At 53.0% G+C, this 14,843-nt stretch carries 12 protein-coding genes and 1 tRNA gene; all 13 read right to left on the minus strand.

The window, feature by feature from the left end; translation table 11 throughout:
• Window positions 1-151: 151 nt before the first annotated feature.
• The 13 genes from LLG09_02360 to def all read right to left on the minus strand — a co-directional run bounded on the left by LLG09_02360 (window position 152) and on the right by def (window position 14,339).
• Window positions 152-1,429 carry a hypothetical protein gene (locus tag LLG09_02360; protein MCE5195961.1) on the minus strand — a complete coding sequence of 426 codons (1,278 nt, stop codon included), beginning with the start codon at window positions 1,427-1,429 and terminating at the stop codon, window positions 152-154.
• 112 nt (window positions 1,430-1,541) lie between these two features.
• The gene (locus tag LLG09_02365) at window positions 1,542-2,924 is read right to left on the minus strand and encodes a serine/threonine protein kinase (protein ID MCE5195962.1); all 1,383 of its coding nucleotides are present in this window, start codon (window positions 2,922-2,924) and stop codon (window positions 1,542-1,544) included.
• 194 nt (window positions 2,925-3,118) lie between these two features.
• Complete coding sequence (locus LLG09_02370) at window positions 3,119-3,571, minus strand: hypothetical protein (GenBank protein MCE5195963.1); 453 nt, start codon at window positions 3,569-3,571, stop codon at window positions 3,119-3,121.
• A 917-nt stretch (window positions 3,572-4,488) separates the two neighbouring features.
• A complete protein-coding gene (locus LLG09_02375; GenBank protein ID MCE5195964.1) occupies window positions 4,489-4,965 on the minus strand; it encodes a transposase in 477 nt (158 codons plus the stop codon).
• 556 nt (window positions 4,966-5,521) lie between these two features.
• Window positions 5,522-5,597 (minus strand) — tRNA-Ala (locus LLG09_02380).
• Window positions 5,598-6,170: 573 nt separating this feature from the next.
• Complete coding sequence (gene rpe, locus LLG09_02385; protein MCE5195965.1) at window positions 6,171-6,815, minus strand: ribulose-phosphate 3-epimerase; 645 nt, start codon at window positions 6,813-6,815, stop codon at window positions 6,171-6,173.
• Window positions 6,812-7,687 (minus strand): ribosome small subunit-dependent GTPase A, encoded by an 876-nt coding sequence (gene rsgA / locus LLG09_02390; GenBank protein ID MCE5195966.1) that lies wholly within the window; start codon window positions 7,685-7,687, stop codon window positions 6,812-6,814. Before rsgA ends, rpe begins: the two co-directional genes overlap by 4 nt.
• Before the next feature lie 13 nt (window positions 7,688-7,700).
• A complete protein-coding gene (locus LLG09_02395; GenBank protein MCE5195967.1) occupies window positions 7,701-9,515 on the minus strand; it encodes a protein kinase in 1,815 nt (604 codons plus the stop codon).
• On the minus strand, window positions 9,512-10,300 hold the full coding sequence (locus LLG09_02400) for a protein phosphatase 2C domain-containing protein (protein ID MCE5195968.1): 789 nt from the start codon (window positions 10,298-10,300) through the stop codon (window positions 9,512-9,514). Before LLG09_02400 ends, LLG09_02395 begins: the two co-directional genes overlap by 4 nt.
• Complete coding sequence (gene rlmN, locus LLG09_02405) at window positions 10,297-11,358, minus strand: 23S rRNA (adenine(2503)-C(2))-methyltransferase RlmN (GenBank protein MCE5195969.1); 1,062 nt, start codon at window positions 11,356-11,358, stop codon at window positions 10,297-10,299. The genes LLG09_02400 and rlmN overlap by 4 nt, the downstream gene beginning before the upstream one ends.
• Window positions 11,359-11,428: 70 nt before the next feature.
• The gene (rsmB, locus tag LLG09_02410; protein ID MCE5195970.1) at window positions 11,429-12,784 is read right to left on the minus strand and encodes a 16S rRNA (cytosine(967)-C(5))-methyltransferase RsmB; all 1,356 of its coding nucleotides are present in this window, start codon (window positions 12,782-12,784) and stop codon (window positions 11,429-11,431) included.
• 60 nt (window positions 12,785-12,844) lie between these two features.
• Window positions 12,845-13,816, minus strand: a complete 972-nt coding sequence (fmt, locus tag LLG09_02415; protein ID MCE5195971.1) for a methionyl-tRNA formyltransferase — start codon at window positions 13,814-13,816, stop codon at window positions 12,845-12,847.
• Window positions 13,809-14,339: a peptide deformylase gene (gene def, locus LLG09_02420; GenBank protein ID MCE5195972.1), complete on the minus strand. Its 531-nt coding sequence runs from the start codon at window positions 14,337-14,339 to the stop codon at window positions 13,809-13,811. Before def ends, fmt begins: the two co-directional genes overlap by 8 nt.
• Window positions 14,340-14,843 lie beyond the last annotated feature (504 nt).

The raw sequence follows: 14,843 nt of genomic DNA on the forward strand, positions 1-14,843 counted from the left end.
GAACAGCCCATTCAGCCTTTCAGAAAATAAACAGCCGGTTCGGATGATCAAAATAGAGAAAGCAAAACAGGTCCCGAAGAGCACAAATCTTCGGGGCCTGTCTTGCTGATAAGAGCGACACGTACGGGCACCCCAGAGGGAGGGGACTGTTTTATTCGTTGACTTTATGGCCGCTGAGCGTGCCAAGATTACTGAAACCGCTCTCGCCTGCTACGGTAATACTGCAGTTGTTGATCAGGATGCCGCTGCTGCTGTTGAGGAAAGTGCCGCCGCTGATCCGCAGAAAGAAACCGTCAAGGATCATGGTAGCTTCATTATTAAAGGTGCCGCCGATCACATCCAATAGGCCGCCATGGGTATTGACATTACCGGCTTTGAGAAAGATCGAACCGCGGTTGATCACTTCGCCGCTGAAGAGACGCAGCTGACCGCCAATGGGACCGTTGTCACTGAGATCCGGCAGTGAACTGGCCGCCAGATTGATGGCGCCGTTGTTGATCAGTTTGCCGTTGTTCTGCAGCGCCAACACGGAATAGTTGATGAAATCCGGGCGGATGCTGTCGGCGCCCAGGATGTTCAGCGTGCCGTTGTTGGTGAGTGTGCTTTCCACATAAAGATCGTTGCCGCGGTTGACGGTAACGGTTACCCCGGCCGGAATGGTGAGTTCGCCGCTGATGATCACAGGAGTGCCGATGGAATCGACGGTGATCAGGTTGTAGCTGCCGGAGGCCAGCGCCGTTTTCAGGGTGTCATACGAGGAAACGGAAATGCTGGTAGGAGCCGCTTCGGCCAGCATGGCAATGGCATTGGCGTAGGTATCGTTCGTGAAAATGTTATCGGCAATCAGCTTTTTGGCCAGGTTCAAGCTGCCGGTCTTTAAATCTGCCTGCAGAGCCGCCCAGGAAATCAGAGTGACATCCGAGCGCAAGAAGTTTGTTGTATCCACACCGCTGGGCAAGATGCCCACCGCGGCAGCCAGCAGATTCGGCTCGTTCCAGACAAAATCGCCTTCCGTATCGCTGTAGTTGAGAGCGCGCAGCATAAAGGTGAGATACATATCGGCATCGGCATTGCCCTTGCCAAATTCCGTGGCGGAAATGCCCATGGTCAGACCCTTGCTGTAAGCGTAACCAACATAATGGTCGGCCCAGGCTTCCACATCGCTAAAGGGATGTGTCCAGGTTCCGTTGAGCGCTTCCGTTTCTTTCCCCAGCGTGCGGATCAGCATAATCATGGCTTCGGTGCGGGTGGGCGCTCGGTTCAGAGCAAAATCGGTATCCGATACCCCCTGAAATAAGCCGAGGGTTTTCAGCGCCTGCGCTTTGGTTTCGGCTTCCGCGCTGTTGGCGGCATAGACCGGTGTCAGCAGACACATGCTCAAAGCCAGCACAAAAAGAAAGCTGATGAGACTCTTTGCTGTGATTTTCATTGTTTGTTTCCCTTGCCTTTCCTGATATTTCGTTTGCAACAGCTCTATTTTACAAAAAAAGGGAAAACAAAAGGTGAGCTGCCAGCCCACATTTTGAGAAAATTTGCTTTTTTTATTCTGCTTTTACCGCAAAGAGGCGGTCGGCATTAGCCAGGAGAACGGCAGTCTCGCCTTTGCTGATGTCTTCCGGACGGCCGACACCGCTGAGCATGCCATTCGTTTCGGCAAATTGCAGGGCAACCCGCACGCCGGGGTAAACGCCGTTGTCGTCTTTGAGGCTGGTGTAGTCGGTTACCTTTTCCGGCCAATAGATTTTCACCGCAACATAGGCCATCACATCGCGCGGTAAATATTGCTCGTCGCCCATACCCCAGGGCAGGAAATTGTGCTCACTCTCGTGCGGCAAGCCTGCTTCCGGCAGGGCGTAGACATAGTCGCGGTCGTAACCGTAAAGTTCGGTTAAGATGGTTTTTACAAAGCCAATGTCGGCGTAGGCAGCGGGATCATCAAACAGCTTGGTGTTGAATTTTTGGCGCAGGTAGGTGATCGCATCAGTCACGCGTTCTGCATCGGTGGCGACGGTGGGGATGTTTCCCTCGGCAAAGGGATTGTAGGTGGCGGCGCGATACCAGCGTAAGCCAGCCCAAACAGAGAGCGCAACAGCTGCCAGCAGGCAGACGCTCAGCAGGATTTTACGCCGCAGCTGCGCTGCTGGGTTTGCTTCTTGCAGCGCTTTTTTCAGCGCCGCTGCGTTGCGGAAGCGTTCCTGCGGCGCAAAGGCGGTGCATTTGTTAATGATTTTAGCCAGCGGCGGGTAGATGGCGTGCTTGTTGTTGGCTTTTTCGCTGCCGGTAAAGAGAAAACGCAGCAGGATGCCGAAGGAATAGATATCGGCGCGGCCATCCGTCTGCGAAAAGCCGTATTGCTCTGGCGGGGCATATTCGCGGGTGCCGAAGTATTGCGTATCTGTTTCGGCTTGGCGGTGATAGACGCGGGCAATGTCAAAGTCAATCAGCACAAGGCTGCCATCCGGGCGGATGATGATGTTTTGCGGTTTGATATCGCGGTGAATCACGGGGTTTTCCTGGCCGTGCAGGTAGATCAGGATATCGCAGAGCTGCAGACAGAGCGCCAGTTTGCCGGCCTGATCGGGCGCTTGTTCCGCCAAATAGCGGTCGAGCGGTTTGCCTTCGATATATTCACGGATAATGCAGACTCCATTGTCGTTCTCGAATTCATCCGTAAAAGCCGGCAGACCACTGTGATGCAGCCCTTTCAGGATGCTGCTCTCATGCACCAGGGAGTAGAGCTGCTTGTCGTAAAATTTCGCCACATAGAGCCTGCCGGTTTGCTTTTGCCGCACCAGAAAGGTTTCGGTACCGCGGCCGTTGGCCAAACACTCCAGCTGATCGTATTGCTCTAAAAACGCAGTGGGATAGGCTGTTTGATCGAGAGAATTGAGAATTTCATTCACCGCCGTTTGCAGATTGTTCATTTGCTTTCACCGCTTTCAATCAGAGGCAATTCCATTTCGTGGAGGATTTCGTGTAAGATGCAGCTGGCGGGTTGTTCATACCGCTGAGGGAGTGATCATTTGCTTTCGCTGCTTCCAATCAGAGGCAATTCCATTTCGTGTAGGATTTCGTGGAAGATGCAGCTGGCGGGTTGTTCACACCGCTAGGGGAGTGATCATTTGCTTTCACCGCTTCCAATCAGGGGCAATTCCATTTCGTGTAGGATGCTTTGGGTTTCCACAATGGTCATGCCATGATGCAGGCAGTAAAGGATGGCGGCATCGCGTTTGATGCGTGGATAAAGCAGGCTCATTCCGGCGCAGCGCAGTAATTCCTGTGCTGTTTCCACATTGGCGGCAAAGCCAAAGGCCAGCTGCAGCACAGTATCACGGGAGGGGTTGCGTGTGCCTTTAAAGAGCTGATGACCAAAGGAGCGCTCGATGTTCGCACGTTTGATGATGCGCTCCGGCACCAAGCCTTGCTCGTGGCAGAGCGATGTGATTTTATCGCTAAAGGCAGGCAGCTGCATTTCGCCGGCATTTTTTTTCATGAATTGCTCCAGGTTCGAGGTTTTAAGCAAACGCTTAAAAAGCATGCTGGTTTTACCTTGATTTGCCGATTCGCTCATGCTGCTCACTTCTTTCTTTGCCTTTGGCGTTGCTGCGCGGGGTAGGGTGACGGAGGATGGGGACGAAGGGGGGAGTGGAGGACGGAGATGGAGGACGGAGGACGGGGATGGAGGACGGAGGACGGAGATGGAGGACGGGGGACGGAGATGGAGGACGGGGTACGGGGAGGTAACGGTGTAAATGTTTGGGACGGGATGTATGTTTGGGACGGGATGGAACGGGGTTACGCGGAATGGTCAAGACCATTCCCTACCCTGCACAATGTTCATAACAGGTCTGCAATGGAATATAAAATCGCAAAGGCACATTGGGACAAAACGCTAAATTAAATTGGGTAAAACGATGAAAATCCAGCGGCAAACCGCTAAAACACATTGGGGAAAACAACAAAACATTGGGAAAAACGATGAAAATCCATCGGCAAAACGATAAAAAACATTGGGGGAAATGTAGGGAACGGTCTTGACCGTTCCGCAACGTCCTCAGGTATCTATACATATCAAGAAACACATTGCATGGTTACGCGGAAAGTCAAGTCCATTCCCTACCCTGCACAATGTTTATAACAGGTCTGCAATGTGATATAAAAACGCTAAAGCACGTTTGACAAAACGCGAAATTACATTGGGGAAAACAATAAAACGCTAAATAAAATTGGGTAAAACAACAAAACACTGGGGAAAATGATAAAAATCCATCGGCAAACCGCTAAAGCACATTGGGGAAATGTAGGGAACGGTCTTGACCGTTCCGCAACGTCCTCAGGTATCTATACATATCAAGAAAAACATTGCATAGTTACGTGGAATGGTCAAGACCATTCCCTACCCTGCACAATGTTTATAACAAATCTGCAATGGTATAATGGTATATATGAAACGGCAAAACACGTTACTTTGGTGTTCCACATCACTATTCATCGAGGGGAATAATGCTCGTCGTCTTCCCACTTCAATGGATTTTCATCGATATACTGCCAAACGCTTAAATATCCTTTTTCATCGCGGATGATATGATCATAAAACGATTTTTGCCAAATATTCGCCTTCGGATTTGTTTCGTGAATCCGTTTGGAAACACCGGCTTTATACAAACCAACGATGGTAGACAAATTGGGAAACGACTTTGATTGTTCCACTGCATCGTTGCATCCGATGATCACAATTGCATGCACATGGTTTGGCATAATGATATACTTATCAATTTGCACGCTTTCAAAATGCGCCGAAATTTCCAGCATTTCCGCTTCGGCAATTTTACCATATTCGTTGAGCGCGTTAATCCCGCCGAATAAATGCGCTTTTTTGTGTGTGCATAGAGTAATATGGTAATAGTTTTGATTCGAATAATCATAATCCGGCAAACGTGGCAGTTTTCGATTTGGCAAATCCATACAGCAAAACCTCCGATTCGAAACGGAAAAACGTGGGAGCGGGGCGAGGATATTGTAAAACAAGACTGCGGGATGAGGAACGGGGAACGAGGTACGCGGAACGGTCAAGACCGTTCCCTACCTTGCACATTGTTTATAACAGGTCTGCAGTGGTATAGTTGCAGGTTATATGGGGACGGGGTACGGGGTTACGCGGAACGGTCAAGACCGTTCCCTACCTTGTGCAATGTTCATATCAGATCTGCAGTAGTATATTTGCAGCATATTGTTTATAACAGATCTGCAGTGGTATAGTTGCAGGTTGCATGGGGACGGGGAACGGGGTACGGGGTACGCGGAACGGTCAAGACCGTTCCCTACCTTGCACAATGTTTATAACAGGTCTGCAGTGGTATAGTTGTAGAATAATGTTTGTAACAGGTCTGCTATGGTATAGTTGCAGGTTATATAGGAACGAGGAACGAGAAACGGGAAACAAGGTGCGGGGAATGGGGTGTGGGGTTACACGAATTAAAAAAGCCCGTCTGAATTGTAGTAATTCAGACGGGCTTTCTGATGGTGGAGGTAAGCGGGATCGAACCGCTGACCTCTTGAATGCCATTCAAGCGCTCTCCCAGCTGAGCTATACCCCCATGTTTATGCAGTTTTGCGGCAACAGTGAGTATTTTAACTTAGAAGCAAAGGTTTGTCAAGGGGTTTATGGCAGGAATTTCGCTCTGCCGGTAAAAATTCGCCTATAAAAAGAGACAAGGTCCGCTGAAGCTGCCTCTTTTTTGTTGCTTCTTGCCTAATTTAGCTGAGCCGGCGTATAACCCGCTTTGTTCAGCTGAGCCGGCATCATGCCGCTGCTGAAATATTCCGCTTCCGAGCCGGCTGTTTCGTATTCCGGCGCCAGACCGATTGCATCCGGTTTATTTTCTACAGCGACAATCAGCGCGCTCAGGTTCTTCTGCGCAATGGGATAACGAAAGCCCTGATGATACCAGTCGAGCGGGCAGACGCCTAAGCTTTCGGCATCCGGCAGATCGTTGACCGCCCAGTTGCTGACGGTGGCGACCGGCTTTCTCCGCAGCGGTTACCGTGCCGCCAAAGGCGGCGAAATGCAGTGTCATTTCCAGTGACAAGAGCAGAATTCCCCGGTTCCCATGCCATAATTGTTTCATAGGGTTCTTTGCCTTCTTTCGGGATTGGCATCGGTATCCGGGTTAACCGCGCAAGGAGCGAAGCGCTTCGGCATAGTCGGCGGCGCCAAAGACAGCGGAGCCGGCCACCAGCACATCGGCGCCGGCCCGGATAATTTGCGCCGCATTCTGCGCGTTGATGCCGCCATCCACCTGGATCAGGGCATGCGCGCCGCAGGCGTTGATTTTCTGCCGCAGCGCCGTGATTTTTGCCAGTGTGGCAGGGATAAATTGCTGACCGCCAAAGCCGGGATCGACCGACATCAGCAAAACAAGATCGAGTTCGGGCAGCAGATAATCGAGCACGTCAAGCGGCGTATGCGGGTTGAGGGCAAGGCCTGCCTCGAGACCGAGCTCTTTGATTTTGGCGATGGCGCGGTGCAAATGCGGCGTGGCTTCCGCATGAATGACCAAAAGATCGGCGCCGGCAGCGGCAAATTGCTCGATAAACCGTTCCGGCTGGATGATCATCAGATGCACATCCAAAGGGATGTTGACGCGTCCCTTCAGCGCCTGCACAATGGGCAGACCGATGGAGAGGTTCGGCACAAATTGTCCGTCCATCACATCCAGATGAATCCAATCGGCGCCGGCGGCGCTAACCGCCTGCACTTCGGCCAGAAGGCAGCCAAAATCGGCCGAGAGGATGGATGGTGAGATCCTGGTCATGAATAAAGCCCTCTTTCTCTGTCTTTCATTTCCGTCAGGAACTTCAGGTAGGCCGCATAGCGAGCCGCGGCGATTTTGCCTTCGGCCAGGAGCTGTTTGACGGCGCAGTCCGGTTCTTTGTCGTGCACGCAGGAGATAAAGCGGCACTGACCCAGGGCCGGGCGCATTTCCGGAAAATAGTCAGCCAAAAGGCGCGGTTCCACCAAAGGCAGATCGAGGTGATAAAACCCCGGCGTATCGGCAATTAAACCGTCTTCCGGGCGGCCGTAGAGCTCCGCGTGCCGGGTGGTGTGCTTGCCGCGCTGTGATTTTTGGCTGATTGCACCGGTTTCCAATTTCCAGTTGGGATAGAGGCAATTGAGTAAGCTCGATTTTCCCACACCGGAAGGGCCGGCAAAGACGGATATCTTGCCCTGCAGCAGCCGACGCAGTTCCGCTATGCCAATCTGCTGCAGGGCGGAGGTTTGCAGGATGGTGTAACCAGCCAGAGCATAGTCGGCCATCATGCGATCAACCTCTTCCCTGTCGCTGAGATCGCTTTTTTGCAGCACAATAATTGGCACGATGTGATGAATTTCCGCCTGCAGCAGCATTTTATCCAACAGCTCCCGCTGCAGCGCCGGCTGGCTGTAGGCAAAGACCAGGATCAGCTGATCGACATTGGCTAAACTGGGACGATCCAGCTCATTGCGGCGCGGCAGCACTTTTTCGATCATCGACTTGCCGCCTTCCGTTTGGATTTCCACCAGATCGCCAATTAAGATGCCCTGTTCTTTGTGTTTGCCGCGGCTGCTGCCGCGATAACGGTTGCCCTGCCGGTCCAGCATTTGATATAATCCGCCCACGCGTTTGATTACAACGGCTTCTGTCACTGCTTACACCTCATCAGTATTTCTTGGTTGATTCCAATACGCCGTTACGGTAAATTTCAATGGTGGCCGGCGCCACAATGGGAATATCCAGCACCAGCGGCGCGTCGCCTTTATGATGCGTTTTTTCATAGACGGTGCGCACCGGCGAAGAGATGCTGCTGTCGCGCACCACGATGCTGATCTTGCTGACGTTGAAATCGTCAAAGGTGATGGTGATGTGCGCCTGGGTGGCGCCCAGATTTTCCACCACATTCACCGCGCTGCCGGCCGCCACTTCCAGCTGCGGCGCCGGTTCCTGAGAAACGATGGTTTTGGCGGCCTGGGTTTCATCAACGGTCGATCCGGTGACGCCCAGTTTTAAGCCGGCTGCCGTCAGGGCTGCCATTGCCTGCTCCAGCGTCATGCCGCGCAGATCGGGGACTTTGACCTTCTCCGGTCCGGAAGAAACCGTTAGGGTGACCGAACTGCCGGTCGGCACCCGTTTGAACGATTCCGGTTCCTGTTTGATGACTTTACCGGATTCCACCGTGCTGCTGCTTTCCGTTTTGATCACCACATTGAACAGTTCATTGCTCAGGGCAATGCTGGCTTCGCGTTCGGTTTTGCCGGTGACCAGCGGGACCTGACGCAACTCCGGCCCTTTGCTGACGATCAGATAAATGGAGCGCGAGCGTTTGACTTCGGTATCGCCGGAGGGTGTCTGATGCAGTATCACATCCTCTTTTACTTCCTGGTCGTAACGCCTCTCCATGATTTCGTAGGAGAGCCCGGCGGCGTCAAAGAGCTTCTCGGCTTCTGTGATGGTTTTGCCGACCACCGAGGGCACCAGCACAATGGTGTTGTCGCGGCTGCTCTGCCACCAGCTGTTGAACAGCAGAATACCGCCGGAAAAGAAGATGAGGGCGGCCAGCAGCTGAATCAAGAGGCGCATGCGGCGTTTTTTTCTGCGCACCGCCTCCGCTTTCTCCAGGGAGGTCGGGCTGCGCCTGGGCCGCTTGGCGACGGGCTGCAAACCGCTCTTTTGAACGCTTTCCAAATCCGCCAATAAGTCGCCGGCGCTTTTGTAACGATCGCGCGTGTCTTTTTCCAGGAGCTTCATCACAATGTCTTCCAACTGCGGCGGGATATCGGGGCAAAAGTCTTCCAGCGGCGGGACCGCTTCGCGCACATGCTTTAAAGCCAGTTCAATCGGGGTGTCGCCGATGAACGGCACCCGTCCGGCCAGCATTTCGTATAACACGATGCCGACCGAATAGAGGTCCGATTGCTCGTTGACCGGTTTGCCCTGCGCCTGTTCCGGTGAGAAATAATGCACCGAGCCGATGATGGCGCGGGTATTGGTCAGCGTGGAAGTGGAGACGGTGAGGGCGATGCCAAAATCGGTCAGTTTGATTGTGTCGTTTTTGTCCACCAGAATATTATGCGGTTTGATGTCGCGGTGAATAACTTTATTGGCGTGGGCATGCTGCAGGGCTCTGGCAATCTGACAGGCATAGCTGACGACTTGTTCGTAACTGAGGCTGCCGCTGCCGATCAGCTTATCCAGGGTGACGCCTTCCACCAGTTCCATCACAATATAATAAGGCGGAGTTTCCACCTGCACGTCGTAGGTCGCCACCAGATTGGGATGATTGAGGCGCTGCAGCGATTCGGCTTCCCGGCGAAAACGGCGCAGAAAATCTTCATCGGAATCGAATTCTTCCCGCAGTACCTTGATGGCCACCAAGCGGTTTTCTTTTAAGTCTCTGGCTTTGTAGACATGCGACATGCCGCCGCTGCCCACCAGTTCGAGAATTTCATAGCGCCCCTGCAATATTTTTTCCATCATTGTTGCTCACCTCTCGTTTCAGAGAGATAGAGGGCCGTGATGGCGGAAATATTATCAAAACCGCCGCGTTCGTTGGCAAGCCCGATCAATTCATTGGCGGTGACGCCGGGGTCTTTCATCTTTTTTAAGGCGGTTTGCAGCTCGTTGTCTGTCACCAGCGTGTAGAGACCGTCGCTGCAGATCAGCAGGCGCGAGCGGGGCGTCAGTTCCAGCACTTTGGTTTCCGCCAGCAACTTGCCGGCATAGCCCAAAGACTGGGTGAGGATGTTGCGGTTGGGATGGGTTCTGGCTTCTTCCGGAGAAATCTGGCCGGAGCGCAGCAATTCGGCCGCCCAGGAATGGTCGGAGGAGATTTGGTGCAGCTTGTCTTCATCATAATGGTAGAACCTGCTGTCGCCGATATGAAGCATGTATAAAAACTGATTGATTTCCACGACGGCGGTCAGTGTGGTTCCCATCGCCGTATAGCGCGGATCTTCTTTGGCCGCCAGCAAAATGGCTTCGTTGATTTCGGCCGCCATCTGCTTGAGCAGCTTGGGCCAGAGGGAAATTGCATCCTCCGCCGGCCAGAGCAGTTCCGGGTTGCGCAAAAACCGCAGAGAAGTTTCAATGGCTATTTTGCTGGCGGTATCGCCGCCCAAATAGCCGCCGATGCCATCGGCAACGGCCAGAAAATGAATCGCTTTTGCATCATCGCGTTGCAAACGCCCGGCAAAAAGAGTATCCTGATTCATCGCACGTACTTTTCCGGTGTGAGTGGCAACACCATAATGTAATTGCTTCATTTTCTGTTTCCCTTCCGTATTTGGTGCTGCCCGCGCAGTTGTCCGCAGGCGGCCAGGATATCGGAACCCATTTCCCGGCGCAGAGTGACTTCAATGCCCATTTGTTTCAGGAGATCGGCAAAGGCTTGCGTGTTGTCCGGTTTGGAGCGGTATAAATTGCTTTCCGGCACCGTATTCAGCGGAATCAGGTTGACATGGCAGAGCATGTTGCGCATTTTTTGCACCAGTTCGCGGGCATGTTCCGGTTTGTCGTTGACCGAATCGATCAGGTTATACTCAAACGTGATGCGGCGCTTGGTGGTGTCGCTGTAGACTTTGCAGGCGGCCAGCAATTCATCCAGGGGGTAATGTTTGGCAATTGGCATCAGATACTGGCGGATGGTGTCATTGGGCGCATGCAGAGAAATGGAAAGGTTGATCGGCAGGTCTTCCCGCATCAGACGCTCAATCTGCGGCGTCAGACCGCAGGTCGAGACGGTGATATGCCGGTAACCAATGCCCAGGCCCCATTTGGCGTTGGCAATCTGCAGGAAGCGCAGGACCTGATCGTAATTGTCCAGCGGTTCGCCCATTCCCATCAGTACCAGATGACTGATGCGCTCGCCGCCGTCGAGATTGCGCAGGACCAGCACCTGGCCCAGCATTTCGCCGGCGGTTAAATTGCGGCGAAACCCGTTCAGACCGGTGGCGCAAAAACGGCAATTCATTTTACAGCCGGCCTGCGTGGAGACGCAGACGGAATTGCCATAGTTATATTTCATAATTACGCTTTCGATCATCTCATGATCCCCAAGCGTCAGCAGCGCTTTTTTGACGGGGTCCTGTTTCGATTCGTAATATTCTTCCACAGCCGGCATACCGATTTCGCTGACTTCGGCTAATTTTTCGCGGAAGCTCAAAGAAAAATCGGTCATTTCGGCAAAATCAGCCGCGCCTTTGCCATAAATCCAGCTGCATAATTGACGGGCGCGAAAAGGCTTCTCCCCTATTTGCTGCATGGCGGTTTCCATTTCGGGTAACGTCATCCCCAACCAATGAATTTTTTGTTCACTCTGCATTACAATACCTACTCCTTCAATATCTTACATTTTCTGGTGTGAGAGGATTTCCTCTCCCGGAGGGGTCATTTCAGGTCGTGGAGCGCATAGGGTCATTTTTCTTGCCGAGCATGGCCAGAAAGAAACCATCGCCATCAAAATAGTGCGGCAAGATGGTAAAATAACCGGCATTTTCATATCTTTGCTGCGGTCCGCAGATGGAAAACGGAATCAGCTCGGCGGTTGGTTCCATTGCCAAGAACCACTGAATATTCTTTTCGTTCTCTTCCTGTTCCAAAGAACAGGTGCTGTAGACGAGACGTCCGCCCGGTTTCAGACAGGCGTAGGCATTTTGCAGCAAAGCGCGCTGTAACTCCACCAGCGAAGCCAGCTGTTCGTAGGTTTTGCTCCAGCGGGCATCCACCTTGCGGCGCAAGACGCCGGTGCCGGAGCAGGGGGCGTCCACCAGAATTTTATCAAAATAAGCTGTCTGCGCCAGCCTTTTCGTGCCGTCGTGCACCTTCGCCTCGATGATCGTGGCGCCGGTGCGCCTGGCGGTGGCCGCAATTAAGCCAACACGCTGCTCGTATAAATCGCAGGCGACAATTTCACCCTGATTCTGCATCAGCGCGGCTAGATGGGTTGTTTTGCCGCCGGGCGCCGCGCAGTAATCCAAGACGCGCTCGCCTGGTTTTGGCGCCAGGGTTTGAGCAATCAGCATGGCGCCGATGTCTTGTATCACCAGATGACCGTTTTCAATTTCACCCATCAGCTCGCTGACCGGCGCGTTGATTTGGCAGGCCTGCGGCACCGTTTCGTTAAAAATCGCTGCGATACCCCGGGCGGCAAACCACTGCTGCATGGTTTCAACCGGGCAGCCGAGGGTATTGACACGGGCAAACAGGTTGGGTGTCTGGTTGTTGGCAGCCAGCAAGGCCTTCGTTTCCTCTTCGCCGAAGCGTTTCAGCCAACGCTGAACCAGCCAGAGCGGATGCGAATAGGTGATGGCGAGCCAGCCGGCTTTGCCTTTTTTGGATTTGACCGTCCAATCGGTTTGGGCTGCCGCTTTGTGCAGAATGGCATTGACCATCCCGGCGGCATAGGGTGTTTCCTGCTTGACCAGTTCCACCGTCTGATCAACGATGGCGTAGGCTGGGATACGGTCCATATAATGAATCTGATATAAACCAAGGCGCAGGGAAACCAGCACAGAGAGATCCAATTGCGCTAACGGCCGTGTGCACCATTTCTGCAAAAAGAAATCCAGCCAGGCTTGCCGTTTGACACAGCCGTAAACCAGTTCGGTATAGAGTCCCCGATCGGCCGGGATCAGCTGCCCGCTGTTCAAAACGGACGCCGTTTCCAGATTGGCATAGGACCCCTGTGCGATTTTCAGGCAGGACTGCAGGGCAGCCTGTCTGGCACTGAGGGTTTGAGTCGTTTGCAAATGTTTTCCTCTTTTCTCACCGCTGAAGCGGCGGCATGCCGCTCTGCGCACTCTCTTGCTTTAGCTTAGTAATTCGCCTTTCGTTACTTTATTCCCTCTGATAAAGGCAGCTGCTGCCATTTTGTTTTTTCCGGCCGGCTGGATCTCGGTCAGGCGCAGCCTGCCGCTGCCGCATTGCACCAGCAAACCCTGCCAATCCGCCTGCAGAATTTCGCCGGGCTGAGCCGCTGCGGGTTGATTAGCATCCGGCTGATCTGCGCCCGTTTCGGCTGCCAGGCTGCTCTGCCAGAGCTTCAGATTTTTGCCGCGAAAAAGGCAAAAGGCGCCCGGCTCGGGATTTAAGCCGCGGATGCGGTTATAGATTTGCTGCGCACTCTGCTGCCAATTGACTTTTTGGTCTGCCGCAGTGATGGCGGCGGCATAAGTGACTTTGCTTTCATCCTGGGGATGCGCCGTGATGGTGTTGTTTTCATAGCGGTCCAGGGTTTCCAGCAGCAGATTGGCGCCAATTTGCGCCAATTTCTCGTAGAGACTGCCGACGGTATCGCTCGCTTCAATGACGCAGCTTTGCTGCAGCAGCACATCGCCGGCGTCCAGCGCATGCGTCATCAGCATGGTGCTGACGCCGGTAACCCGTTCGCCGTTGAGAATGGCACGATGTATGGGCGCGCTGCCCCGATAAGCCGGCAGCAGCGAAGCATGCAGATTGATGGCGGCCACCCGGGCATGTTGCAGAATCCGATCCGGCAGCAGCTGGCCAAAGGCGGCGGTAATGATGTAATCGGCTTCGCAGACCAGAATTGGCGCCTGGACTTGAGCGGAACGCAATTTTTCCGGTTGGTAGATGGTTTCAATGCCTAGCTGCTGCGCCGTTTGTTTGACGGCGGATGAACCAAGATGCATGCCGCGCCCTTTGGGGCGGTCGGGCTGGGTAACAACCATCACCACCTGATAAGCGGATTGCGCCAGTGTTTTCAATACGGTTGCCGAAAAATCCGGTGTGCCCATAAAGATTACACGTTTATTACTCATTTTGCGATCCCTTTGCGGCAATCGGCGGATCGGCTTGCGGCACGCTCACCGATTCGGCCGAAGCCTCGACATGAGGCTCGGTGAAACGAATCACTTTGTCGATAAAGACCTCACCGATCAGATGATCCATCTCATGCTGCAGAATGACTGCCAGCCGGCCTTCGGCGTCGATGGTGTATTCTTCGCCCGCACGGTTGAGCGCTTTCACAGTAACCTTGGCAAAGCGTTTGACCTCACCCCAGACACCCGGGAAGCTCAGGCAGCCCTCTTCGGTGATGATTTCGCCTTCGGCAGAAAGCAGGACCGGATTGATCAGTTCATAAACTTTTTCTTCGTGTTCGATGACGATCACCTGTTTGGAAATGCCGACCTGAGGCGCTGCCAGACCAACGCCGTAATATTTATGCATCGTATCCAGCATATCATCCAGCAAACGGATGGTGCCGGCGGTTATTTCCTTGATCGGCAGAGCCGGTTTTCTTAAAATGCTGGCGTCCCGGTATCTCATAAAACGAATTGCCATGGGGAATCTCTCCTTTTTATCTATAAAATAGTTAAGCTGAGAATGAATAGGCGAAGTATGTGGACGGAGTGTGTGGGCGAAGTATGTGGGCGAAGTATGTGGGCGGAGAATAATGGAACGGTCTTGATCGGTCCGCACGGTTTACGTATGGGTAAATCAACACCGCAATAATGATGGGGTTACACTGGAACATTAATATTTTCAGTACCAAGCGATGGAATAATGATAGCATACATAATCATAGGATGGCACAAATGTAGGGAACGGTCTTGACCGTTCCGAAAGGTTAACGGATGGTGAAATCTGCAAAGCAAAATGATTGGACGGCGTCGGAACGGAGAACGCGGAACGGTCAAGACCGTTCCCTACAATTTATGCATCGTGGAATCAGCAACGCTAAATGATTGGACGACGCCGCAAAATGATGGGGTCACGCCGGGACATCAGTTGTTTTCAGTACCAAGCGATGGAATAATGATAGCATACCTAATCGTAGGATAGCCC

It is taken from the genome of Negativicutes bacterium, assembly GCA_021372785.1.
Classification (GTDB): domain Bacteria; phylum Bacillota; class JAAYKD01; order JAAYKD01; family JAAYKD01; genus JAJFTT01.

Bases quoted from the DNA above. Each gene is read 5' to 3' on its own strand.
- LLG09_02375 (MCE5195964.1), bottom strand. From the start codon at position 4,965: ATGGATTTGCCAAATCGAAAACTGCCACGTTTGCCGGATTATGATTAT.
- LLG09_02365 (MCE5195962.1), bottom strand. From the start codon at position 2,924: ATGAACAATCTGCAAACGGCGGTGAATGAAATTCTCAATTCTCTCGAT.
- LLG09_02395 (MCE5195967.1), bottom strand. From the start codon at position 9,515: ATGATGGAAAAAATATTGCAGGGGCGCTATGAAATTCTCGAACTGGTG.
- rlmN (MCE5195969.1), bottom strand. From the start codon at position 11,358: ATGCAGAGTGAACAAAAAATTCATTGGTTGGGGATGACGTTACCCGAA.
- LLG09_02360 (MCE5195961.1), bottom strand. From the start codon at position 1,429: ATGAAAATCACAGCAAAGAGTCTCATCAGCTTTCTTTTTGTGCTGGCT.
- LLG09_02370 (MCE5195963.1), bottom strand. From the start codon at position 3,571: ATGAGCGAATCGGCAAATCAAGGTAAAACCAGCATGCTTTTTAAGCGT.
- rpe (MCE5195965.1), bottom strand. From the start codon at position 6,815: ATGACCAGGATCTCACCATCCATCCTCTCGGCCGATTTTGGCTGCCTT.
- fmt (MCE5195971.1), bottom strand. From the start codon at position 13,816: ATGAGTAATAAACGTGTAATCTTTATGGGCACACCGGATTTTTCGGCA.
- LLG09_02400 (MCE5195968.1), bottom strand. From the start codon at position 10,300: ATGAAGCAATTACATTATGGTGTTGCCACTCACACCGGAAAAGTACGT.
- def (MCE5195972.1), bottom strand. From the start codon at position 14,339: ATGGCAATTCGTTTTATGAGATACCGGGACGCCAGCATTTTAAGAAAA.